Source organism: Geobacillus sp. GHH01 (assembly GCF_000336445.1).
GTDB classification, from domain to species: domain Bacteria; phylum Bacillota; class Bacilli; order Bacillales; family Anoxybacillaceae; genus Geobacillus; species Geobacillus zalihae.
In genome coordinates, this window is the sequence record NC_020210.1 from 2,082,022 (window position 1) to 2,104,547 (window position 22,526).

General features: G+C 54.1%; 24 protein-coding genes and 1 pseudogene. 3 read left to right on the forward strand and 22 right to left on the reverse strand.

Annotated elements, in window-relative coordinates:
- Positions 1 to 9 precede the first annotated feature (9 nt).
- The 4 genes from GHH_RS10160 to GHH_RS10175 form a co-directional block, all read right to left on the reverse strand.
- A complete protein-coding gene (locus GHH_RS10160; protein WP_015375087.1) occupies positions 10 to 822 on the reverse strand; it encodes a carbohydrate ABC transporter permease in 813 nt (270 codons plus the stop codon).
- The gene (locus tag GHH_RS10165; RefSeq protein WP_015375088.1) at positions 819 to 1,763 is read right to left on the reverse strand and encodes a carbohydrate ABC transporter permease; all 945 of its coding nucleotides are present in this window, start codon (positions 1,761 to 1,763) and stop codon (positions 819 to 821) included. The genes GHH_RS10160 and GHH_RS10165 overlap by 4 nt, the downstream gene beginning before the upstream one ends.
- Positions 1,760 to 2,863 carry an ABC transporter ATP-binding protein gene (locus GHH_RS10170; RefSeq protein WP_015375089.1) on the reverse strand — a complete coding sequence of 368 codons (1,104 nt, stop codon included), beginning with the start codon at positions 2,861 to 2,863 and terminating at the stop codon, positions 1,760 to 1,762. The genes GHH_RS10165 and GHH_RS10170 overlap by 4 nt, the downstream gene beginning before the upstream one ends.
- Positions 2,864 to 3,058: 195 nt before the next feature.
- Complete coding sequence (locus GHH_RS10175) at positions 3,059 to 4,549, reverse strand: peptide MFS transporter (protein ID WP_015375090.1); 1,491 nt, start codon at positions 4,547 to 4,549, stop codon at positions 3,059 to 3,061.
- Between the two features lie 449 nt (positions 4,550 to 4,998).
- Here GHH_RS10175 and GHH_RS10180 point away from each other — a divergent pair, with 449 nt between their 5' ends.
- Both GHH_RS10180 and GHH_RS10185 read left to right on the forward strand, forming a co-directional pair.
- Positions 4,999 to 5,208, forward strand: a complete 210-nt coding sequence (locus GHH_RS10180; RefSeq protein ID WP_015375091.1) for a hypothetical protein — start codon at positions 4,999 to 5,001, stop codon at positions 5,206 to 5,208.
- Between the two features lie 164 nt (positions 5,209 to 5,372).
- The gene (locus GHH_RS10185) at positions 5,373 to 5,897 is read left to right on the forward strand and encodes a gamma carbonic anhydrase family protein (protein ID WP_015375092.1); all 525 of its coding nucleotides are present in this window, start codon (positions 5,373 to 5,375) and stop codon (positions 5,895 to 5,897) included.
- Positions 5,898 to 6,036: 139 nt separating this feature from the next.
- Here GHH_RS10185 and GHH_RS10190 read toward each other — a convergent pair whose 3' ends face one another.
- From GHH_RS10190 to GHH_RS19530, 3 genes and pseudogenes are all read right to left on the reverse strand, one after another.
- Positions 6,037 to 7,032, reverse strand: coding sequence for an alpha-ketoacid dehydrogenase subunit beta (locus GHH_RS10190; protein ID WP_015375093.1), 996 nt, complete (start codon positions 7,030 to 7,032; stop codon positions 6,037 to 6,039).
- On the reverse strand, positions 7,029 to 8,099 hold the full coding sequence (gene pdhA / locus GHH_RS10195; protein WP_015375094.1) for a pyruvate dehydrogenase (acetyl-transferring) E1 component subunit alpha: 1,071 nt from the start codon (positions 8,097 to 8,099) through the stop codon (positions 7,029 to 7,031). Before pdhA ends, GHH_RS10190 begins: the two co-directional genes overlap by 4 nt.
- 25 nt (positions 8,100 to 8,124) lie before the next feature.
- Positions 8,125 to 8,436 (reverse strand): annotated as a pseudogene (locus GHH_RS19530) (ABC transporter ATP-binding protein); the annotation flags it as partial.
- Positions 8,437 to 8,827: 391 nt separating this feature from the next.
- Between GHH_RS19530 and GHH_RS10205 the strand changes: the two are divergent.
- Entirely contained in the window at positions 8,828 to 9,706 is an 879-nt protein-coding gene (locus GHH_RS10205) for an IS982-like element ISGsp1 family transposase (protein ID WP_015374857.1), read from the forward strand.
- Between the two features lie 52 nt (positions 9,707 to 9,758).
- Here the strand turns inward: GHH_RS10205 and GHH_RS10210 are convergent, their stop codons facing one another.
- From GHH_RS10210 to GHH_RS19670, 15 genes are all read right to left on the reverse strand, one after another.
- Positions 9,759 to 10,901, reverse strand: a complete 1,143-nt coding sequence (locus tag GHH_RS10210) for a Glu/Leu/Phe/Val dehydrogenase dimerization domain-containing protein (RefSeq protein WP_015375096.1) — start codon at positions 10,899 to 10,901, stop codon at positions 9,759 to 9,761.
- Between the two features lie 186 nt (positions 10,902 to 11,087).
- A complete protein-coding gene (locus GHH_RS10215; RefSeq protein ID WP_256380228.1) occupies positions 11,088 to 12,047 on the reverse strand; it encodes a nitronate monooxygenase family protein in 960 nt (319 codons plus the stop codon).
- A 300-nt stretch (positions 12,048 to 12,347) separates the two neighbouring features.
- The gene (gene paaX, locus GHH_RS10220; protein ID WP_015375098.1) at positions 12,348 to 13,205 is read right to left on the reverse strand and encodes a phenylacetic acid degradation operon negative regulatory protein PaaX; all 858 of its coding nucleotides are present in this window, start codon (positions 13,203 to 13,205) and stop codon (positions 12,348 to 12,350) included.
- Between the two features lie 209 nt (positions 13,206 to 13,414).
- Positions 13,415 to 14,626, reverse strand: coding sequence for a 3-oxoadipyl-CoA thiolase (locus GHH_RS10225; RefSeq protein ID WP_015375099.1), 1,212 nt, complete (start codon positions 14,624 to 14,626; stop codon positions 13,415 to 13,417).
- 26 nt (positions 14,627 to 14,652) lie between these two features.
- Positions 14,653 to 15,516 (reverse strand): 3-hydroxyacyl-CoA dehydrogenase, encoded by an 864-nt coding sequence (locus tag GHH_RS10230; RefSeq protein WP_015375100.1) that lies wholly within the window; start codon positions 15,514 to 15,516, stop codon positions 14,653 to 14,655.
- Positions 15,517 to 15,767: 251 nt separating this feature from the next.
- Positions 15,768 to 17,285 (reverse strand): aldehyde dehydrogenase, encoded by a 1,518-nt coding sequence (locus GHH_RS10235; protein ID WP_015375101.1) that lies wholly within the window; start codon positions 17,283 to 17,285, stop codon positions 15,768 to 15,770.
- A gap of 17 nt (positions 17,286 to 17,302) precedes the next feature.
- A complete protein-coding gene (locus GHH_RS10240; protein WP_015375102.1) occupies positions 17,303 to 18,076 on the reverse strand; it encodes an enoyl-CoA hydratase-related protein in 774 nt (257 codons plus the stop codon).
- Positions 18,077 to 18,088: 12 nt separating this feature from the next.
- The gene (locus GHH_RS10245; protein ID WP_015375103.1) at positions 18,089 to 18,865 is read right to left on the reverse strand and encodes an enoyl-CoA hydratase/isomerase family protein; all 777 of its coding nucleotides are present in this window, start codon (positions 18,863 to 18,865) and stop codon (positions 18,089 to 18,091) included.
- Positions 18,858 to 19,169 carry an EthD family reductase gene (locus GHH_RS10250; protein WP_015375104.1) on the reverse strand — a complete coding sequence of 104 codons (312 nt, stop codon included), beginning with the start codon at positions 19,167 to 19,169 and terminating at the stop codon, positions 18,858 to 18,860. Before GHH_RS10250 ends, GHH_RS10245 begins: the two co-directional genes overlap by 8 nt.
- A 24-nt stretch (positions 19,170 to 19,193) precedes the next feature.
- Positions 19,194 to 19,670: a 1,2-phenylacetyl-CoA epoxidase subunit PaaD gene (gene paaD, locus GHH_RS10255; protein WP_015375105.1), complete on the reverse strand. Its 477-nt coding sequence runs from the start codon at positions 19,668 to 19,670 to the stop codon at positions 19,194 to 19,196.
- Positions 19,671 to 19,825: 155 nt separating this feature from the next.
- Positions 19,826 to 20,659: a 1,2-phenylacetyl-CoA epoxidase subunit PaaC gene (paaC, locus tag GHH_RS10260; RefSeq protein WP_015375106.1), complete on the reverse strand. Its 834-nt coding sequence runs from the start codon at positions 20,657 to 20,659 to the stop codon at positions 19,826 to 19,828.
- Positions 20,635 to 20,988, reverse strand: a complete 354-nt coding sequence (paaB, locus tag GHH_RS10265) for a 1,2-phenylacetyl-CoA epoxidase subunit PaaB (protein WP_014196085.1) — start codon at positions 20,986 to 20,988, stop codon at positions 20,635 to 20,637. Before paaB ends, paaC begins: the two co-directional genes overlap by 25 nt.
- Positions 20,989 to 21,000: 12 nt before the next feature.
- Positions 21,001 to 21,969, reverse strand: coding sequence for a 1,2-phenylacetyl-CoA epoxidase subunit PaaA (paaA, locus tag GHH_RS10270; protein ID WP_041470508.1), 969 nt, complete (start codon positions 21,967 to 21,969; stop codon positions 21,001 to 21,003).
- A 95-nt stretch (positions 21,970 to 22,064) separates the two neighbouring features.
- On the reverse strand, positions 22,065 to 22,436 hold the full coding sequence (locus GHH_RS10275) for a phenylacetate--CoA ligase family protein (protein ID WP_236612564.1): 372 nt from the start codon (positions 22,434 to 22,436) through the stop codon (positions 22,065 to 22,067).
- The gene (locus GHH_RS19670) at positions 22,411 to 22,521 is read right to left on the reverse strand and encodes a phenylacetate--CoA ligase (protein WP_164832339.1); all 111 of its coding nucleotides are present in this window, start codon (positions 22,519 to 22,521) and stop codon (positions 22,411 to 22,413) included. Before GHH_RS19670 ends, GHH_RS10275 begins: the two co-directional genes overlap by 26 nt.
- Positions 22,522 to 22,526 lie beyond the last annotated feature (5 nt).

Here is a 22,526-nt window from a genome sequence, read left to right on the forward strand (position 1 = left end):
TCCTCCTCGCTATTGAATCGCTCCTTGCATAAGCCCTTTTCGCAATTGCTTCTGTCCAGCAAACAACAGCAACAAAGTTGGAAGCATCGCGATAACCGCCGCTGCCATAACGACGCCCCAGCTGCTGGCGATCTCTTGCGTCTGCAGCTGCTTGAGCCCGATCTGCACGGTGCGGACGCGGTCATCGTTTGTAACGAGCAGCGGCCATAAATACATATTCCAAGCGTCCAAAAAACTGTAAACAGCCAGCGTCACCAAACTTGTTTTTGAAAGCGGCAGCACGACGCGGCAAAAAAAGCGGAAATTCCCCACCCCAGACAACTGCGCCGCCTCATACAGCTCGTGCGGAATTTGCTTAAACTGTTGCCGCAATAAAAAGATGCCAAATGCCATCGCCCAAAACGGCACGATGAGTCCTGCGTAATGGTTTGTCCAGCCAAGCGCTTGGATGGTCAAAAAATTTGGGATCACAGTCGCTTCCCACGGAACGAGCATCGTGGCAATGCACACGTAAAACCACCGATCCCGACCGGGAAAGCGGAGAAACACAAAAGCGAAAGCGGCGAGACTTGACACGATGAGGCGCCCCACTGTAATCATGAAAGCCACAAAAAAGCTGTTCCATAAATATCTCCCAAGCGGAGCCTGTTGAAACGCGGCCTCATAATTGACCAATGTCCCCTTCTCAGGCCATAGGCGTCCTGACAAAATAGCGGCTCCATCCATCAAACTCATCAGAAGAGCATAAGCCACTGGAAACAAGATGACAACCGAGCATAGGCATAACAACATATAGTGAGCCGTTGCCCGCGCTATTTTCATTGGTAGTGCACCTTCCTCTCAGCAAACCGAAACTGCAAAAACGTGACGATGGCGATGATGAGAAAAAGGACAAGGGCTTGCGCGCTCGCGGAACCAAACTGATAGTTGACGAACGCTTCCCGGTAAATCGCGTAAACGAACACATTCGTAGCCTCCACCGGCCCGCCTTTCGTTAAAAAGTCAATTTGTCCAAACGTTTGCAGCGCTTGAATAAGCGAGACCGTCGTGACAAAAAATAACGTCGGCGACAACAATGGCACAGTCACTGTCCACAGCTGGCGCCAATAGCTCATTCCAACGACGCGTGCGCTTTCGTATAAGGATGGATCGATGTTTTGCAGGCCGGCCAGCAACAATAAAAAGGTCAGCCCGATATTCATCCAAACCGTCGCCGCCGCCACCGCATACAATGCCGTGTCCTGGTCAAGAAGCCATGAAACAGGAGTCCCGCCGATCGCAGACACCAAACGATTGATAATCCCGATCGCTGGATTGTACATAAACATCCAAATCACCGAAGCGACTCCCACGCTCATCCCCATCGTAGAGGCAAAAATCGTCCGGAAGATCCCGATTCCTTTCCGCTTTTCATGAACGAGCAACGCTAAACCGAACGAAACGGCGACCGTCGTCGGAACAGTGAGCGCTGCAAATAGAATCGTCGTCTTTAAACTATGCCAAAACGATGCATCTTGAAGAAGGGCGACAAAATGCGCCAAACCGGCAAACTCCGTCGGGTGCCCTTGATAATCGGTGCGAAACACGCTTAAATACATCGTTCTCCCCAACGGGTAAAAGAGAAACACACCAAACAGCAGGAGCGAAGGAAAAAGATACATCATCCCTTCCAACCACGATTTCATGGCGGACTGCCGCCCCGCCCGTTTCGTCCGGACCGACCATGGCGTCGGGGTGGAAACCGTTGAAACACGCTCATTCATTGGTGAACCCGCACCTCCTCCCGCTTGATGGGCGGCGTCCCGATCCGCTTTCCACGCTCATCGAAAAAAAGGAGAGCCTGCTCATCAAACGCCAACGGCATCACGTCTCCCAAACGGATACGCCATTGTCCGTTCCACCGTGCCGTCCAATAAAGGTTTTTCGCCAACTCAAACGTCACTAACGTTTCATTGCCAAGCCACTCGATATGGCTGACTTGGACGGCCATAGATTCTTCTCCTGATTCCGCCGGCTCAATATGTTCCGGCCGTAATCCGACGATCACCCGTTCAGCCTTCGGCAAAGAACGACGCCGAAGACGGATGGGCCGCTCGTTTTGCAATAAGAGCGAATGTTCCAGCACATGCGCTTCCGCCAAATTCATCGGCGGTGTTCCAATAAATGAAGCGACAAACGTGTTATCTGGGCTATTGTATACATCAAGCGGACTGCCGATTTGTTGCGGACGGCCGTCATGCAAAATCATCATCCGGTCAGCCATGGTCATCGCTTCCGTCTGATCGTGCGTGACATAAATCACAGTCATGCCGAGCTGACGCTGCAAGCGTCGAAGCTCGCTCCTCATTTTCGCACGCAGCTTGGCATCTAAATTGGAGAGCGGTTCATCCATCAAACAAAGCGGAGTCTGCGCGACAATCGCTCGCCCTAAGGCAACGCGTTGACGCTGCCCCCCTGACAATTCCCGCGGCTTCCTATGCAGCACATCGGTCAATCCAAGCAATTCCGCCGCTTCCATGCAACGTTTCACTTGTTCTTCTTTCGGCACCTTTTGCGCCTGCAAGACAATCCGCATATTTTGCTCCACGGTTAGATGCGGATATAGTGCATAGTTTTGGAAGACCATCGATAACCGGCGGGCGTGAGGGGGCCAATCATTCGCCACCTGCCCATCGATCAGCACATATCCTGATGTCAGCGGCTCAAGGCCAGCGATCAGCCGCAAAATCGTGCTTTTGCCGCATCCCGATGGGCCGACAAGAACAAAAAACTCCCCTGATTCAATCGCGACATTCACATTCTCGACCGCGCTCTTTTTGCCTCCATACGATTTCGTCACCTCGACCAGCTCAAGAAACGCCATCCGCTTTTCTCCCCTTTCCTCTTTTTCTATTCCATCGTAATCCATTTTTGTAAACACCATCTGAACTTATTTTTTGATTTATGTAAATATTTTTTGAATAAAAAAAGAAGCTCTGCCAACGCAGAGCATCCTGTCACAGATTTGTAATCTTTTGGATCATCTGTTTTCCCTGTTGATACAAAAGTCAGCGTGATATTAACGAACACCCTTCATGAGCCGCTGAATGCTCGGGGCGAGCAAAAACAAGATGACGCTTAACACAACCGCCGCCCCGCCGATCGTGCCGAAATAGGCCGTTTCGTTTTCCGGCGTATAGAAGCGGACGAGCTGGGCGTTGATCGCTTGCGCGGCGGCGTTCGATAAAAACCAAAGGCTCATCGTTTGCGCTGAGAAAGCGGCAGGGGCAAGTTTCGTCGTCGCCGACAGGCCGACCGGCGACAGGCAAAGCTCCCCGAGCACGACGATGAAGTAGCTTAACACGAGCCAAATCGGATGGACAAGCCCTCCGCCGCTCAAATGCCCCGGCACGAGAATGACGATGAACGACAGGCCGGCGAACAACAAGCCGAGCGCGAATTTTTGCGGGATCGTCGGCTGCCGTTTACCGAGCTTCACCCACATCCATGCGAACACCGGCGCTAAGAGGATGATAAACAGCGGGTTCAGCGATTGGAACCAAGCCGGTGAAAGGTGAATGCCGGCGACATCCAGCTGTGTCCGCTTGTCCGCATAGTTCGCCAAAATGGTCGATCCTTGTTCTTGAATGGCCCAAAACATCGCTGAAGCGATGAACAACGGAATGTACGCGATCACGCGCGACCGCTCTTCAGCCGTCGTTTTCGGGCTGCGGTACATGACGACAAAATAGATGATCGGGATGATGATGCCTAAGATGCCGACAAGAGAAATAAACGTTTCCACAGTGAACCAGCCGTTTGGAATCAAGATGGCTAGCAGCACGGCAATCACGACCGCCCCTACGGCCATGATGGAAGCCGCTTTTTTCTTTTCCGCTGGCGTCAATGGATTCGGCACATACGTCCCGGCCAACCCGAGGTTTTTCTTTCTTGTCGCGATGAAGACAATCAATCCGAGAAACATCCCGACGGCCGCAAGTCCGAAGCCGAGGTGGAAGTTATACTTCATCCCCGCGGTACCGACAACAAGCGGAGCCAAAAAGGCGCCAAGGTTAATCCCCATGTAAAAAATGCTGAATCCGGCGTCGCGGCGGTCATCGCCAGGCTTGTACATATCGCCGACAATGCTCGAAACGTTCGGTTTTAACAACCCAGTTCCCAAGACAATGAGCGCCATGGACACAAACAGCGCCGCCACCCCGCCTGGAATCGCCAAGGCGATATGACCGGCCATAATGAGAAGGCCGCCGTAAAAGACCGCGCGCGACGTGCCAAACACCCGGTCAGCAAGCCAACCGCCAATGATTCCGGACATGTACACCAGCGCCCCATAAATCGACATAATCGCGAGCGCCAGATGCTCATCAAGCCCGAGCCCGCCTTTCGATACTTCATAATACATGTAATACACTAAAATGGCGCGCATGCCGTAGTACGAAAAGCGCTCCCAAAACTCGGTGAAAAAGAGCGTAAACAGCCCTTTCGGATGGCCGAAAAAGCCGCGCTGGGGAACGCTGGCAGCGATTTGTTGCTTGTCAATGGGTGACATAACCACTACCTACCTCCTTTAAATTCTTTTAATATAATAATTCATTATGTTTATATTGTCAAAAAAATTTTGCATGATTCATAATTTCACATTATAATAAAGAAACATTAAGAAAAATAATATTATTCAAATAAAAAATACATCTTTTCATCGTACAGAAAAAACCTTTTCCGCGTCTTGTTGATTCATGTATAATCAATGACAGGGAATCGTCGCTTCCGCAACAGCACCATTTCCTCTCTTCCATTTCACCTGCATCTTTGCGCCCACCGCAAATTCCTTATCTTCATTGCCAATTCAGAACGGATGTTGCCAATGAGCGAACGTGGCGTCTTGTTTTGGACAAGATTGGGTCATACAGCAAGAAATGTCAGAGATGAGAAACAATCTGGCGACCAAGCAGGAGCTCGAGGACATCAAAACCAATGCGGCGACAAAAGCAGAGCTGAATGAAGTCAAAGCTGAAATGGCAAAAAGGAGTTGCCGCTGTTCATCAAGCCATTCAGGAAATCGATGTGATCGTCAAACGGCTTGAACAAAATCAAGAGCAACAAATGCAGCTATGGCTGCGCCAAGAACGGATCATCGATATGTTATGCCGCCGATCGATTGAACACGAAACGGCGATTGCAGATTTGCGCCTTGCCATCAAAGGATGACGACCGCCTCATTGCCGCTTTTGCTCGCCCCGTAAGGCATTGGTACATGAATGGATGGTTCTTGGCAGCGGAAAAGATATCGTGCATTCCGCTTATTTCCGTCCCCGTGCAAAATGTGTTATACTGATCATGACACAGTTCACCAAATGAAGGGGGATATGGGGATGCTATACCCGTATAACGGAAAACGTCCGAATGTTCATGAAACCGCATTCATTGCTCCGGGAGCCTATTTGATCGGAGACGTCACTGTCGGTCCGGAATCGACGATTTGGTTCAACGCGGTCCTGCGCGGCGATGAAGGACCGATTACGATCGGCGCTCGAACGAGCATTCAAGACAATACGACCTGCCATTTGTACGAAGGGTCGCCGCTTGTCGTTGAAGATGAGGTGACGGTCGGGCATAATGTGATCCTTCATGGCTGCACGATCCGCAAACGGTCGATCATCGGCATGGGGTCGACGATTTTGGATGGAGCCGAAATCGGCGAAGAGTGCATCATCGGCGCCAACACGTTGATTCCGTCCGGCAAAAAGATTCCGCCCCGCTCACTCGTCATTGGCTCGCCTGGAAAAGTGGTGCGTGAACTGACGGACAAAGACCTTGAGCTCATCCAGCTGTCGATTGATACATACGTGCAAAAAGGAAAAGAGTATCGCGAACAGCTGGCCGATCATCGGGAGTAACATCAGCACCATCCCATCAACGAGATGGCTGCGCAAAAAACGATCGACGCGGCCGTCATACGGCTTATCGAAGAAAGAAAAAGAGCCAGCCGAAAAGGCATGGCTCTTTCTTTGCGCTTCCGATTCATGTCGGATGCAACTAGAAACGCATCACTTTTTCCATCGCGTGCAGCACGCGCGCTGGCGTTGGCAAATAATCGTCTTCATAAGCGAAAAACGGCACAGGAACGTCAAATCCCGTCACCCGTTCGACTGGTGCATGTTGATAGAAAAACGATGTGTCATTGATGACGGCGAGAATGTCATTGGCTAACCCACCGGTCGCATGCGCTTCTTGGACAATGACGGCTCTTCCTGTCTTTTGCACCGACTCGGCAATCATATCTTTATCGAGCGGGTAAAGCGTACGCAAGTCGATGACATCGGCATAAATCCCTTTTTTCTTCGCTTCTTCCGCCGCCTTTATGGCGACCGGCACCATAGCTCCCCAGGCGATGACGGTCACGTCGTCCCCTTCGCGAAGTTTTTTTCCTTTGCCAATTTCAATCGCATATTTCCCTTCCGGAACGTCCTCGCGAAACGCACGATAACTGCGCATCGGTTCCAAAAAGAGGACAGGGTCCGGGTCTTCAATCGCGGCAATCAGCAGCCCTTTGGCGTCGTACGGCGACGCGGGGCAGACGACTTTGATCCCCGGCATATGGGTAAACAGCGCTTCCGTGCTGTCGGAATGAATTTCCGGGGCCCGCACCCCTGCGCCGTACGGAGCGCGAATGACCAACGGTACGGCAAAATGCCCTCTCGTCCGTGACCGCATGCGCGCTGCATGGGTCATGATTTGTTCATAAGCTGGATAGATAAAACCTAAAAATTGAATTTCGACGACCGGACGAAATCCGCCAAGCGCCATTCCGATCGCCGCTCCCGTAAATCCCGCTTCGCTTAACGGAGTGTCCATCACCCTCTGTTCGCCAAATTCCTCCAGCAATCCGTCCGTGGCGCGAAACACCCCGCCGTTTTTCCCGACGTCTTCTCCGAGCACGATGACATCTTCACGCTCTTTTAACATGATGCGAAGCGCGTCATTGACCGCTTGCACAAGGGTCAGCGATTTCGTCCCCACCTCGGTGATCATCTTGCCATCCCCCGCTTCCATTGAAGATACGCTTCTTTTTGTTCGGCGATCGTCCATGTCGGCTGCGCGAACACAAAGTCAAACATGTCCGACGCATCCGCCTTTGGATAACGTTCCATTTCGGCCACCGCCTGCTCGATTTCCGCATCTACTTCCGCTTGCACTTGATTCGCCCATTCTTCATCCCACCATCCTTCTCGCTGCATCAAGCGTTCGACCCGCTTGATCGGATCGGTCGTTTCGCGCCGTTTCTTGCTCTCTTCCTGGTCGCGGTATCTGGACGGATCATCGGATGTCGTATGGGCGCCGTAACGCCATGTCACCGCTTCGATTAACGTCGGCCCCCCTCCGCTTCTCGTCCGTTCAAGCGCCTCTCTCGTTTTGAAATACACCGCAAACACGTCATTCCCATCGATGCGGATGCCGGGAATGTCATACGCCAGCGCCTTTTGGGCAATCGTTTTCGTCTTCATCTGCCGGGTGATCGGAACGGAAATCGCATATTGGTTGTTTTGGTTGAAAAAGACGACAGGTGCGTCAAAAACGCTCGCAAAGTTCAACCCTTCATGAAAATCCCCTTCCGATGTCGCGCCGTCGCCGAAGTACACAAGGACTGCGTTGTTCGTTCCCTTCCACTTTTCCGCACATGCCGCCCCCGCTGCTTGAGGAAGCTGGGTGGCAATCGGGACGCTTGGCGGCACAATCTTTTTCCCTTCAGGAGGGACGCATCCTTCCGTCCGCCCTTTCCAGTACAAAAGGGTTGTCGTCAACGGCCGGCCGAACGTCATCATCGCTCCATGGTCGCGATAAGTAGGAAACATCCAATCCCCATCGTTGAGCGCGAGCGCACTTCCAACTTGACACGCCTCTTGCCCTTCGTACGGCACATACGTCCCGATGCGGCCTTGTCGTTGGAGACTGACACATTTTCGGTCAAACGTCCGCGTTCGAATAAGATGACGGTACATCGTCATCGTCAACGGTTTGGTCATTCGTTCACGATACTCAGGCTGCACGACCGTTCCGTCTTCATTCAATACTTGCACGATCGGGAAGTTGAGTTCCATACCATTCCTCCTCATCCTGACAATATCAACTCAATACCGCGCGGTCGCTTGCGAGCTGTTCCCCACGAATGCGCCGAAATTCCGCCAGCAGCTTCTCCACCGTCAAGCGCTTCTTTTCCGCTTCATCCACTTCCAAAATAATCTGCCCTTTATCCATCATGATGAGGCGGTTTCCTAACTCGATGGCTTGCTGCATATTGTGGGTGACCATCAACGTCGTCAGGCGGTAGCGCTCGACAATCTCTTTTGTTAAGTTGGTGATCAACTCTGCTCTCGCTGGGTCAAGCGCTGCTGTATGTTCATCGAGAAGCAAAATGGACGGTTCGGTGAAGCTCGGCTTCAGTTTGATTCCTTGCTTTTCGGCCGCTTGTTTATTGATGACGAGCTTCAGCTTTTTCGGATATTCCGGCGTGACGCCGATCGTAACCGTTTTGTTCTCCGCCGCTTTTTCTTTTCCGCCATTGGTCGCCGTCTTTTCCCCTCCCCCGCAGCCAGAGAGCATGAGTGCTCCGAACAAGATGGGAATGGCCAATCGTGACACGATCTGGTTCATGATCCTTCTCCCCCCACGACTTCTTCTACTTTGTATTTCGAATGATAATACGATTATTTATTTTCAGATAAACCCGTGGTGCTAGATAAACTTGATCAAGCATAAAAATAGCCCTTGCTGGCGGATCTCCAGTAGAATGAAAGTGTCACCCAACATTCGAAAGGAGAGATCCCCCATGCAAGAGCACTTTCATTTTACTACAGATCCAGCCAAACTTCAAAAACAATATGCCGCTATTTTCTGTTTTGTTTCTGCCCAACTGTCGTTGATTCAAATGTATCTTCATCGCCGCAACCGTCACTTGGTCAAGCAAGAAGACGAAGTGGTCATGGCGGTTCACCTTTTGGGGAAGCTGCTGGGCTTTTCTTCCGAACGAGCCTGGCATCGTTTTGTCACGGGAAATTTGTTCACAAACGGCTCGTTTCTTGAACGCTCCCGATACAACCGCCGCTGCCGGGCGCTTGGTTTCGCCATCAAATGGATCCGTCATGAGCTGGCGAAACGCGGCCAACACCATGCTTATGCGGTCGTCGACAGCTTGCCTCTTCCGTTGTGCCATCCCGCAAGAATGCAGCGCGTCAAGCGGTTTCGAGGGATCGCGGATATGGGGTATTGTGCTTCCAAAAAGCAATGGTACTACGGTTTCAAGCTGCATCTTCAAGTGACCAATCAAGGGCTGGCCATGGGCTATGTCGTGACGGAAGCGTCCTGCCACGACGTCAAAGCCGCTGAAACGGTGATGACTCAAATCCCTCATCCCTACAACTTTGGGGACAAAGGGTACATCAGCCACGCTCTTCGAGAAAAGCTGTACGAAGAACACCAAGCCGCGTTCTGGACACCGTCTCGACACAATCAAAAGCACGGCCCATCCAAGGCATGGGAAGAATGGATCCAAAAAAAACGCAAAGTCATCGAGACGGTGTTTTCGATTCTCGTAGACCAATACCGGATCACCGACATTCGAGCGAATTCCATGGCCGGGTTTGAAGTGGCACTCGATGGCATCTTGTTGGCTTATTCCTTGGTCACACTAGGGCTGGTTGAGCGCTGACACTCAACTAGCACCACGGGTTTTCAGATAAATCTTTTCGCATGAATGCACGTTAATGGCGAACATCCCACTTCGGCCGCTTTTGGTGCGTGAAAAAATGATTGCGGCGTTTGCGTTTCTCGAGCCGCTCTTCGCAAAATTGGTCGGCTGCCTCAACCGTCGTCATTCCTTCTGATTCAGCCCGTGCATAAATGGCGAGCAATGTATCGTAAATCGCTTTCGTTTTCGCCAACACCCGCTCTTTGTTCGCCCCGTACAGTTCATCAGCCACTTGAATGAGGCCGCCGGCGTTGACGATATAATCGGGGGCGTATACGATGCCTTTTTCCTTCAACATTCGGGCGTGGCGTTTGTCGGCCAGCTGATTGTTCGCCGAACCGACGACCGCTTTCACCCGCAGGACGGCGATCGTGTCATCGTTGATGACGCCGCCAAATGCGCACGGGATGAACACATCGGCTTGGACGCGATAAATATCCGTTCCGTTCACCGGCTTGACGGACGCCCCGATTTGCTTGCCGTACGCCATGACCTCTTTGACTGCCGCTTCGTTCAAATCGCACACATACAGATCCGCCCCTTCTTCAAGCAAACGAAGCGCCACTTTTTTTCCGACTTTTCCGAGCCCTTGGATGGCATACGTTTTGCCATGCAAGTGCCGGCTGCCGAACACAACATCGTTCGTCGCCTGAATGCCGTAAACAACGCCCTCAGCAGTCGGCACGGATGAGTCGCCGCTTCCGCCATACGCTTCCGGAACGCCGACGATGCAATTCGTCTCTTTCATGGCGTGCACGAAATCGTCCGGCGTCGTCCCCATATCGGTGCCCGTGTAAAACCGGCCGCCTAATGACTCCACGAACTGACCGAAAGCACGAAACAATTCCGGCGATTTGTCTTTGCGCGGGTCGCCGATGATCACCGCTTTGCCGCCGCCAAAATCGACATCTGCGGCCAAACATTTATACGTCATCCCTTTCGACAGCCGCAGCGCATCGGCAAGCGCCTCTTCCGTCGTGGCATACGGATGCATCCGGCAGCCGCCGAGCGCCGGCCCAAGCGCGGTGCTGTGAATGGCAATGATCGCCCTTAGGCCAGTCGCTTCATCGTGGCAAAACACGACCTGTTCGTGTTCGCGCATATGGAAAAACAAATCGAAGCTTTGCGACATGTTTGGCGATAGCATGACCTTCATCGCGTCCCCTCTCCTTTGCTTTACTGCTTGAAAGCGTTTTCAAGTTAATATAACAAAAAATATTATTACGTTATAATAACGTTATACTATTTTTATAGTAACGATGTTGGTTACCCGTGTCAACCCTCTGCCACCCCATTTTTCATCGCCAAAAAAAGACGCCGTTTGACAGGCGTCTTTCGTACATCAGCGAAACAGTTCGGATAATGATTGCCACTGCGTTTTCGCTTCCGTCATCATTTGTTCAAACAGCTCGGCCACCGTTGGCACGTCGTCGATCAAACCGGCGATTTGCCCCGCGTTGATAAATCCTTCATGGAAATCGCCAAAAAGGGCGCCGCGGCGATGACGATCCTCCGATGTATATTCTTGAAACTGCTCGAGCGGCATGCCTTGCTGTTCATACTCAAGCAGCTTCTCGGCATACGGCGTGCGCATGACGCGGCGGATGCGCCCGACCGAGCGGCCGACGATGACCGTTTCATTTTCTTTCGCCTCGACAAGCCGTCGTTTATACGCTTCATGAAACGGAGCTTCCTTCGTTGCCACAAGCCTTGTGCCGAGCTGCACCCCTTGGGCGCCGAGAGCCAACGCGGCAAGCAGCCCGCGCCCATCGCCGATGCCGCCCGCGGCGACGACGGGGATGCGGACGGCGCTGGCGACTTGCGGAATGAGCGTCATTGTCGTCAACTCAAGCGGTGAGTTGATGCCTGCCGCCTCATACCCCTCGGCGACGACGACATCCGCCCCGGCCGCCTCCGCTTTTTGCGCTTGGTTGACCGAAGCGACGACGACAAGCACCTTGATGCCATGTTCCGCAAAACGCGGAATCCACGGCGCCGGATTGCCGGCGGAAAGCGAAACGACCGGCACTTGATGGCGGATGACAAGCTCGGCGATCTCCGCGGCGTGCGGCGTCACTTGCAGCGGAATGTTTACCGCAAACGGGCGATTCGTGCGCCGCTTCGTTTCAACGATCAGCGCCTCCACCTCATCGGGCGGCATCGTCCCCGCGCCGATCGTTCCGAGCCCCCCTGCTTCCGACACGGCGCTCGCCAGCTCGGCGTTGCTGATGTTGCCCATCCCCCCTTGAATGATCGGATAACGAAGATTGAGCAAACGGCAAATATCATTCATTACATTCACACTCCGTAAAAAATACGTTATATATAAACGATACCATATTTTTTAGACGATGAGAATGGATGATGAAGAAAAAACGAACACCAATTCACCCGTATGAATTCCCTTTGAAGCCTATTTTTCGCCAATGAGACTGGCTCAAGTCATCCCCCCGCAGCGATGTAAAATCGATAACGATTGGTAGGCCCACCCGCACTAACGATGATTGTTTGAACCGCAACATACTTCTTCCACACTCCTATACCAAACGTTCCATAAACGGCAACCGGGATGCCCAGCTGCTGTTGCGCCGTGCATCCCGGTTCATTCCACGGAGGTCTCTTCCTCTTCTTTTTTGTCAAGCTCTGCCCCTTCTTGAAACACCGCTTCAAAGAAACGGCTAGCCGGCGCGGCGAGCTGTTGGTAATAGTCGTTGAACAAGGCGGCGGCATGGCTTCCCATCCATTCATTCGGCAGCAGCTCTTCCGGCAGGCCGGGGTCGATGAACAAAAACTTCCGGTACTCATGGACGAGCTTCGTCCGCTCGACAAAACATTCCGCGTCCGACATTTCGCCGCGCTCGATTTTATGTTTGTCAATGACATATTTTTGGCTGTAGACGGCAATAAACTGCTCGTATTTTTGGTTGATCTCATCCAAGTTCCAGCACTTTTCCACAAGCTGCTTGTTCGTATGCGGACCGTCGTATTCGGCCAAAAAGAAGTCGACATACGGGCGGATGTCATACTTGTCGATCAAGTCGTACACTTGTTGCTCCAAATTGTTCGGGGACATCCAGCAGCTGTTGGACATCGTGCCGAACCCGCTCCAAACAAGCTCCTTTCGCAGTTCGTCGCGCAAATGCCGCTTCTCCTCAGGAATCGTATAGATCAGGATCCGCCATTTCCCGTCCCAATGCTCGGGACGCGTTTTGTAAATGCGCCGCGCCGCCTCTTCCATCCGCTTGACGCCGCGCGCCGTAAGGGAATAGTAGCTTTTATTGCCGCGTTTTTCTGCCTGAATCCATCCTTGCTTGCTCATGCGCGACACCGCCGCCCGCACCGCTTGGTCGTTATGGCCGAATTCGCGAAGGAGGCGGATGAGGCTCCCGATCCAAATTTCACCGCCGTAGCGGCGGATGTAGTCGCCGTAAATGGTAAAAATGAGTGAGCGCGTATTCATCCAATGAAACTCCCTTTATCTTGTTTTCGAACTATAATCGTAACAAACTTTTCTCACGCTGGCAAGACGGACGAAAAACAAACGGAATAAAAAAGAGCCGCACCGCTAAAAAGCAGGCGGCTCTCAGCGGCGCTCCAACGGGCGGCCGCAGCCCGGTCCGGCGTCATTTCGCCAAGCCGCCGCGACAAGGCCAACCTGGCGAAATACTCTCACCGTTCGTCTGCGTTTTTCACAATGGTGGCGATTCCTTGGCCGACGCCAATGCACATCGTCGCCAAGCCATAGGCGACGCCGCGTTTTCGCATTTCGTAAATCAATGTCGTCAAAATGCGGGCGCCGCTCGCCCCAAGCGGATGGCCGAGGGCGATCGCTCCCCCGTTGACGTTCACTTTCGACCGGTCGAGCTCTAGCTGGCGAATGCACTCTAGCGCCTGTGAGGCGAACGCTTCGTTCAGCTCGACAAGCCCGATGTCGTCAAGCGACAACCCGGCGCGGCGCAACGCTTTGCGCGTCGCAAAAACCGGGCCGATTCCCATGACGGCCGGTTCAACGCCGGCGACCGCTGAAGTGACATAGGCAGCCAGCGGCTTGAGCCCGAGTTCTTTTGCCTTTTCGGCGCTCATTAACAAAAGCGCCGCCGCCCCGTCGTTAATGCCGGACGAGTTGCCGGCTGTCACCGTGCCGTTTTCAAACAACGGCGGTAGCTTCGCCAGCTTCTCCAACGTCGTATCCGGACGCGGATGCTCGTCTTTATCGACGACAACGCGGTTGCCTTTTCGATCGTGGTATACAACCGGCACGAGTTCATCCGCAAACCGATTCGTTTCGATCGCTTGTTTCGCTTTCATTTGGCTTTCATAGGCAAACTCATCTTGCGCCTCGCGCGTCACGCCGAACCGCTTCGCCACGTTTTCCGCCGTCTGCGGCATGCTGTCGGTGCCGTACATTTCGTGCATTTTCGGATTGATAAAGCGCCAGCCAATCGTCGTATCGTACATCTCGATGTTGCCGCGCGGGAAATCGCTTGCCGGTTTCGGCATGACAAACGGAGCGCGCGTCATGCTTTCCACGCCGCCCGCGATCATGATATCCGCCTCTCCAGCCAAAATCGCCCGCGCCGCATAATTGACCGCATCAAGCCCTGAACCGCACAGCCGGTTGACCGTCACCCCTGCGACTTCAATGGGCAGCCCGGCCAACAGCGCCGCCATGCGGGCGACGTTGCGGTTGTCCTCGCCGGCTTGGTTGGCGTTGCCAAAAACGACATCATCAATTTGTTCGACCGGCAAACCCGGATTTCGCTCGATAAGCGCCCGGATGACAACAGCCGCCAAATCATCCGGCCTGACGTCTTTCAACGCGCCCTTGTAGCGGCCAATCGGTGTGCGCACCGCATCGACAATCACAACTTCTCTGTTCATATTCTCCCCCATCCTTTTTCGACAGATCAGCCGTTTTCCCGATTCGTATAGTCATAGACGCCGCGGCCTGTTTTGCGGCCGAGCCGCCCCGCTTTGACGTATTGCTCCAACAGCGGCGCCGGGCGGTATTTTTCTCCGAGTTTTTCGTGCAAATATTTTAAGTTGTTCAATCTCGTATCGAGCCCGACTAAATCCGCGAGCTCAAACGGACCCATCGGGAAATTGAGGCCGAGCTTGATCGCTTTGTCGATTTCTTCCGGCGTCCCCACGCCTTCTTGCAGCATATAAAACGCTTCATTGCCGACAAGAGCGCTGATCCGGCTCGTGACGAATCCCGGAAATTCATTGACGACAACGGTTTCTTTCCCCATCCGCGCGGCGACTTCCTTCGCCATTTGCGCCGTTTCGTCGCTCGTCTCCAACCCGCGGATGATTTCCACAAGCTTCATTTTATGAACCGGGTTGAAAAAGTGCATGGCGATCACCCGCTCCGGCCGTTTGGTGAACGAACCGATTTCGGTCGGGCTCATGGTGGACGTATTCGTCGCAAAATAGCACGACGCCGGCGCATGAGCGTCAATCGTCTCGAACACTTGCTTTTTCCATTCAAGTTTTTCCGGCACGGCCTCGATCACCAAATCGGCATCGCGCACAGCGCCGGCTAAATCAAGCGAATACGACAGGCGCGCCTCGGCTTCTTGCCGCTCGCCCGTTGTCAATTTCCCCCGAGCGACCGCTTGTTCAAAAATTGAAGCAATCTCCTTCTGGGCGCTCTCCAATTGTTCTTGCTTAATGTCCACTAAGGTCGTCTGAAACCCGCCGACAGCGCCGACATACGCAATGCCTCTCCCCATCACGCCGCTGCCGACGACAACAAGGCGTTCGATCATCGTCTTCCCCCTCCCGTGTGTTGATGTACGGTGGCTGATGCATCGAGCTAGCGTTCTCTCTCACCAAGCGGCGGACGCCGTCAAATGAATGGGCACCCCATCACGCGCGACGGGGTGCTCAGCAAACGGACAGGCGCGTCTCTTCACGCTTGCCCGAATTCGCTCTTGCCTTCAAGGGCGGCAACTTGAACGTTGCGTCCAAGGACGCGACCCGCTCTCGTATGTTGGCAAACGCCAAACGGCAAAAGCCCTTAGACGCCAAACGGATTAAGCGGACGCGGCCCGTAATACGACAGCACGCTTTTCGTTTCTGTGTACAAATCAAGCGCCTCGACAGACAGCTCGCGCCCGAATCCGGACTGTTTGTAGCCGCCAAACGGCGTGCCCGGGAAGGCGGAGAATGGGCTGTTGACCATGACAATGCCGGAACGCAGCTGCTTCGCTACACGAACGGCGCGGCCATGATCTTTCGTCCAAACGGCGGCGGCCAGCCCATAGTCGCTATCGTTCGCCAATTCAACGGCTTCGGCTTCATCGCGGAATTTCATGACGACGACAACCGGTCCGAAAATTTCTTCGCGAACCGCTTTCATTTGATGGTTGACGTTCGTCAAAATCGTCGGTTCATACCAGTAACCGTTTTCAAATCCCTCGACTACCGCTTCTTTCCCTCCGGCAACGATCGTCGCTCCATCCGCGACCGCCGATTGCACGTATTCATCGATCACTTCCAGCTGCCCGCGGCTGATGATCGCCCCGACATGCGTGCCGGCATCAAACGGGTTGCCGAGTTTCAGCTGCTTCGTTTTGGCCACGAACGATTCCATAAAGGCGTCATAAATGCTTTCATGCACATACAAGCGAGAGCGCGCCTCGCACGATTGTCCGCTGTTGTAGAAAATGCCGAACAATGAGCCGGCGACAGCCGCTTCCAAATCGGCGTCCGCAAATACAAGGCTCGGCGATTTGCCGCCCAGCTCGAGCGTCACCCGTTTTAATGTTTTCGACGCTTTCTCCATAATTTCCTTCCCGACCGGCGTCGATCCGGTAAACGCGACTTTGTCGACGAGCGGATGCTCCACCAAATAGTCGCCGACTTCCGCCCCGGCGCCGGTCACCACATTGACGACCCCTTCCGGCACCCCGGCCTCGTGGCAAATTTCCGCCAGCACCAGGCAGGTGAGCGGCGTCAGCGACGCCGGTTTGACGACAACCGAACATCCTGCGGCAAGAGCAGGCGCGATTTTCCAAGCCGCCATCATGAGCGGGTAGTTCCACGGAATGATTTGGGCGCACACGCCAACCGGCTCTTTTTCCGTATAGTTGTGAAACGCCCCTGGCATCGGGTTGACCGCCCCGCGGTGGCCAATGATCGCTCCGGCAAAAAACTCAAAGTCTTCAATGGCTTGCATTACTTGTCCTTGAGCTGCTGACAGTGCTTTTCCGGTATTCAAAATTTCCAATTCCACCAATTCATTGAAACGTTCGCGCATGATGGATGCAATTTGGTACAAGATGCGGGCGCGTTTTTGCACTGGGAAATGGCGCCATTTCCCATGATCAAACGCCCGCCGCGCCGCCTGCACCGCCCGTTCGGCGTCCTCGCGCGTCCCTTTGGCGACGCGGGCGACCGGTTCGCCAGTGGCCGGATTGATCACTTCAAACGTCTCTCCCGAAGCGCTTTCCACCCGCTCCCCGTTCACAATCAAATGATAGAAATCGCGTTTGGTCGGCATCGGTTCCATTTTCTTTTGTTTCACAGTCGCCATCGTTTCATCCCCCTTGCTTAGTTTCCTCGGAATAATGGTTTTCGTTTTTCAAAGAACGCCTTGACGCCTTCGCGGTGATCTGCCGTCATGCCGGCAATGCGTTGGCATTCCGCTTCCCGTTCCAAGTAGCGGTCAAACGTCGTTTCTTCGCCTTCGCGAAGCAGCCGTTTGATGAGTCCAATCGCCTTCGTTGGCATGGCAGCGAGCCGCTCGGCAAACTGCTTGACTCCCTCCTCCCACTCGGAGAGAGGAATGACCTTGGTCGCCAGCCCGAGCGAGGCGGCCTGTTCAGCGGAGATTTTATCCCCGAGCACCGCCAGCTCAAGCGCCTTCGCCCGTCCGACGAGGCGCGGCAAATAGTACAGATGGCCCGCATCCGGCACAAGACCGACGTGAATAAACGCAGGAGCGAAACTCGCTTTTTCCGAAAGAAGCCGGAAATCACACGCCAGCGCCAAGCTCATGCCCGCGCCGGCCGCCGCCCCGTTCACCGCCGCGACAACCGGCTTTTCAAAGCGGTGAAGCGCTTTCATCATCGGCGCGTACCGGGTGCGCAACACGTCGCCGTGGTTCATTTCTTCCGTCACGCCGCTTAAATCTTCCCCGGCGCAAAACGCCCGCCCTGCGCCTGTGATCACCATGCAGCGGACGTTTGGATCCGCCCCTGCTTGTTTGAGCGCTTTCGTCACTTCCGCATTCATCTGCTCCGTAAACGCATTGAGCTGATCCGGACGGTTGAGCGTCAGCCAGGCCACTTGCCCCTTTACTTCATACCGGATCGTTTCGTACATAAAGCGCCCCCCTTATTTTCCTTGGAAGCGCGGCTTCCGTTTTTCGAGGAAGGCCGCCATCCCTTCTTTTTGGTCTTCCGAGGCGAACAATAGGTAAAAGTTTTTTCGCTCAAATTGCATGCCTTCATAGAGCGGATAGTCGACCGCTTTTTGCACCGCCTCTTTGATCAGCCGAAGAGCCAACGGCGGCTGTTGGGCGAGCCGCCCGGCCAACCGCATCGTTTCTTCCATTAGCAGCTCCGGGCTGACGACGCGCGTCACGATGCCCAGTTTGTGCGCCTCCTCCGCCGGCAAGCGCTCCCCGGTCCATAGCCACTCAAGCGCCCGCTTCGGTCCAATGAGTTTCGTTAATCGCTGCGTGCCTCCCGCACCTGGCATGACGCCAAGGTTCACTTCTGGAAAGCCAAATTCGGCCGCCGACGACGCGACAATCAAGTCGCACGAAAGCGCCAGCTCAAAACCGCCCCCGAGCGCCAACCCGTTCACCGCGGCGATCATCGGCGTTTTCACGATGGACAGGCGATCCCAATCGGCAAACTGGTTCAGCCACTCAAGGCGAATCGGGTCATCATCCGCCATCTCTTGAATGTCCGCCCCTGCCGCAAACGCCCGCCCGCGCCCGGTCAGCACGATGACGCGCACTGTTTCATCCCGGTCAAACGCTTCCACCGCCGCCACGATTTCCGCCACCATTTGACGGCTCAACGCGTTCAACACATGCGGACGGGCGAGTTCGATGATCCCGACCGCTCCTTCTTGCCGCACCGCAATGGAATTCCATTCACTCATGCTCTACTTCCTCACCGACCATAAAGGTGACGAGATCGCCGGCAAACGACATGACATCTTTGGCCGATGCTTTCGCTTCTTTCGTTTTCATCGCTTCTTGAAACGCCTCTTGGCTGTCGTAATACATTTCACACAACAAATAATACTCGCTTTCCGTCCTCATCGGCGTGCCGGTAATTTTCGTCACTGTGATTTTGCGCAGGCCCGGAATTTTTTCCGTCAGCGGCACATGCGTTCCGTAATAATGAGCGTCGAATTGCTCTTTATCTTTCGGCTGTTTGTACAAAGCGATCATTTTAAACATGGCGAACATCTCCTCTCCCTTTTCTTATCGTGAAACCAATACAGGCTTCATCGCTTCAAACGGATTTTTGCATTGTTTGCAATAGAAAATGCTGCGGCAGGCGGTCGGACCGAACAAGTTCTCCATCACGGTCCGCTCCGCCCCGCAATACGGGCACTCGACTTGCCATGCCCCTGGCGACATTTGCCGAGGCGGCGGGGCGATGCCGAACTGCTTTAGCCGCTCCCGTCCGGCTTCGCTGATCCGATCGGACGTCCACGGCGGATGGCGGAGAAACTCCACCGTCACCGCCGAAGCCCCTGCCTGCTTCACCGCTTCCTCCACCTTGGCGCGGATGATGTCAAGCGCCGGACACCCGAGAAACGTCGGCAGCAAAGAGATCGAGACCGCTCCGTCATGAACGTCAACCCGTTCCACCATCCCGAGATCGACGATGCTAACGGAATGGATTTCCGGGTCTTTCACCAACTCCAACGTTTTCCAAACCTCTTCCTTTGTCATGATTCTCCCTCGCATTTCCCAATCCGCCGCCGTTTTCCCGCTTTGGCTGCCTGGCGCCGCCAATGTTGCATCGTTTTGCTTCTTCAACAAACACCTCGCCGGCACAAAGAGGCATCATGCCCAACGCTGCACGTTGGCAAACAGCGGCGCCGGCATCACCAGACCGCATGCGGGACGGCGCGGTATACTTCTGACAACGTCGCCAGCGCTTCGTCCAAATCCGGCGTATGTTCGCCGTTGCGGCCGTTGCCATGTTTCATGCCAAACGGCATCGGCCAATCAAGCCCCACTTCGGCAAACGCTGGCGCCAGCGCGGCAATCGTCCGTTCTGTCAGCACCTTTTCGTCGTCAATCAATCCCCATCGCACCATGTCCGCTCCCTTCGCCCCAAGCGTCAACACGCCGGCAAAATCCGCCGCCACGTCTTGGATGGCTTTCGTCATTCGCGTCCGCGCTTCACCCGGGGCATTCGTCAGCTGGACAAACCACGTATGCCAATGAAGCAAATGGTAGTGCAGCTCCACTTGAATTTTCGCCGCCACCTCGGCCAACGGCGTATACACACTTTTTGTCAATGATTCAAGACGGATGCGCTTCGCCTGTGTATAAAAGTACTGGCGAACAACGGTGAATGCCCAGTCATAGCGAGGCTCGCGCAAATAATGCCCCGGGCCGTTTACCCGTTCGAGCAGCACCGCGTTGCGCCGGACCGCAGCCGGGCGGGCGTGCGCCAGTTCGTCGGCTGATCCACAGCCAAGATCTTCAAGCAGCTGATAATACATGGCCGCATGCCCCATCGTGTCCTGGCTGATAGAAGAAAACGCGATGTCCTCCTCGATATGCGGCGCCAACCCAAGCCATTCCGAGCCGCGGTAGGCCAGCAAAAAATCATCATCGGCAAGCTGAAACAACAGCTCGACAAGCGCTTCCTGACCATCGGGATGAAAATGGACTTGTGTTTTGCTCATCGCTGAATCTCGCCTTTCCATGACAAAATTTCCTTCTCATCAAATGCCTCTTGTTCATATTTGCGCCATCGTTTCTTCACATCCCCATATCCCCGCGTCAGACGATAATCTTTGTTGTCAAGCCGTTTGAGCGCCGCTTTTTCCTCTTCGTTGATCCGCCGGATATAATCCCGCCTCACAACCCAAAGGTCGGAAACCGGCTCGCGGCGCATAAAGTTCTCCTGCGCCATCACGAGCGCGATCTCCTCATTAGGGGCAAGCAAACTGAATTGATGCTGCATCGGTGCATCCGGCGCTTTGCGGCTGAACACTTCAAACACTTGATAAAATCCTTGTTCTTTTCCCGCCATGGCCATCCCTCCTCATCCAGCCGTCCGGACCGCGCCAAGCGCCTCACGCACCCACGCGTTTTGCTTGTACGCCGTCCGCCGAAGCTCAAGCCGCTCCTGCGACTTCGGTCCGTTGTTGCGGATGATTTCTTTAAACCGCTCCCAATCCGGCTGCCGGTAAATCCATTGGCCCTTCTCTTTGTCAAAATGCATGGTCTCATCAGGAATCTTCAGTCCGAGCGCCCAAATGCGCGGCACGTATTTCGTGAAAAAGTCTTGACGCAGCTGCTCGTTCGTTTTCGTGCGGATGCGGTATTTGATCGTGATGTCTTGCTTCGAGGTTCCTGTCGTATCGGCCGTCGGCGGACCGAAAAACATAAGCAGCGCCTCCCACCAACGGTTGAGCGCCTCTTGGAGCATCTCTTTTTGCTCCTTCGTCCCTTCGGCGAGCGCCAAAATAATCGACTCGCCGTGCTGGGCGTGAAACACCTCCTCGGCGCAAATGCGCTTCAGCGCCCGCGCATACGGTCCGTACGAGGCATCGAGCATGTTCGTCTGCGTCATAATCGCTGCTCCGTCGACGAGCCAGCCGATCAACCCGGCATCCGCCCATGTCGGCGCCGCCATATGAAAGACATTGTGAAACTTCAACCGTTCGTTCAATAAATCTTCGAGAATATCTTCCCGCGTTTTGCCAAGCGGCGCCATCAAATCTTCCGCCACCCGCAGCAGCAACTGGCCGTGCCCCATTTCATCCTGCACTTTCGCCATAATGCCGAGCTTGCGGCGCAGCGACGGCGCTTTCGGCACCCATTCTTTTTCCGGAAGCGCTCCCATAATTTCGCTCACCGCATGCATGGCAATGAGCTTGATGAGCGCCGTCCGATATTCGTCAGGCATCCAGTCATCGGCTTCGATCTTCTCTCCCGCCTCGATGCGCTGCATAAACCGTTCATGCTTTTCTTGTTCCGACAGGCGGGTGAACATCATCATCGCTGCCATCCTCCATCCCCTCTATTAAAAATTTATTATATAACGTTTATTTAACGTTATTGTATTTAAACGTTATAAAAATAGCAACTATTTTTCTCGCTTTTTTACACGGGATTCTCTTGTTTGCGGCGGTCAATAACGCGCACTGCTTTCCCTTCTGAGCGCGGGAGCGTTTTGGGAGGATGAAGACGAACGCCAATGGAAATCAAGCAATGCGTTTTTAACAACGACTGGATGCGCCGAACAAGCTCAATCGCTGCCCCGCTTTGCAAATCACCGCCAACCTGATTGTAAAAATATTCCGTCACCTCGGCATGCAATTCAAGCGCTTCGAGACGCCCGTGAAGAAACCGATGCAGCTGATAGTGCGGAGCCAGTTCCGAGACGCGAAGCAGATGGTGCTCAATTTCCGATGGAAACACATTGACGCCGCGGATGATGATCATGTCGTCAACCCGCCCTTTGACCCGCGACATGCGCGCCGTCGTCCGCCCGCAGCCGCTCAAGCTGGAGAGCCTCAAGCTCGCTGCGCGCAGCCGTTTCGATATCATGCAAAATCATCGTTT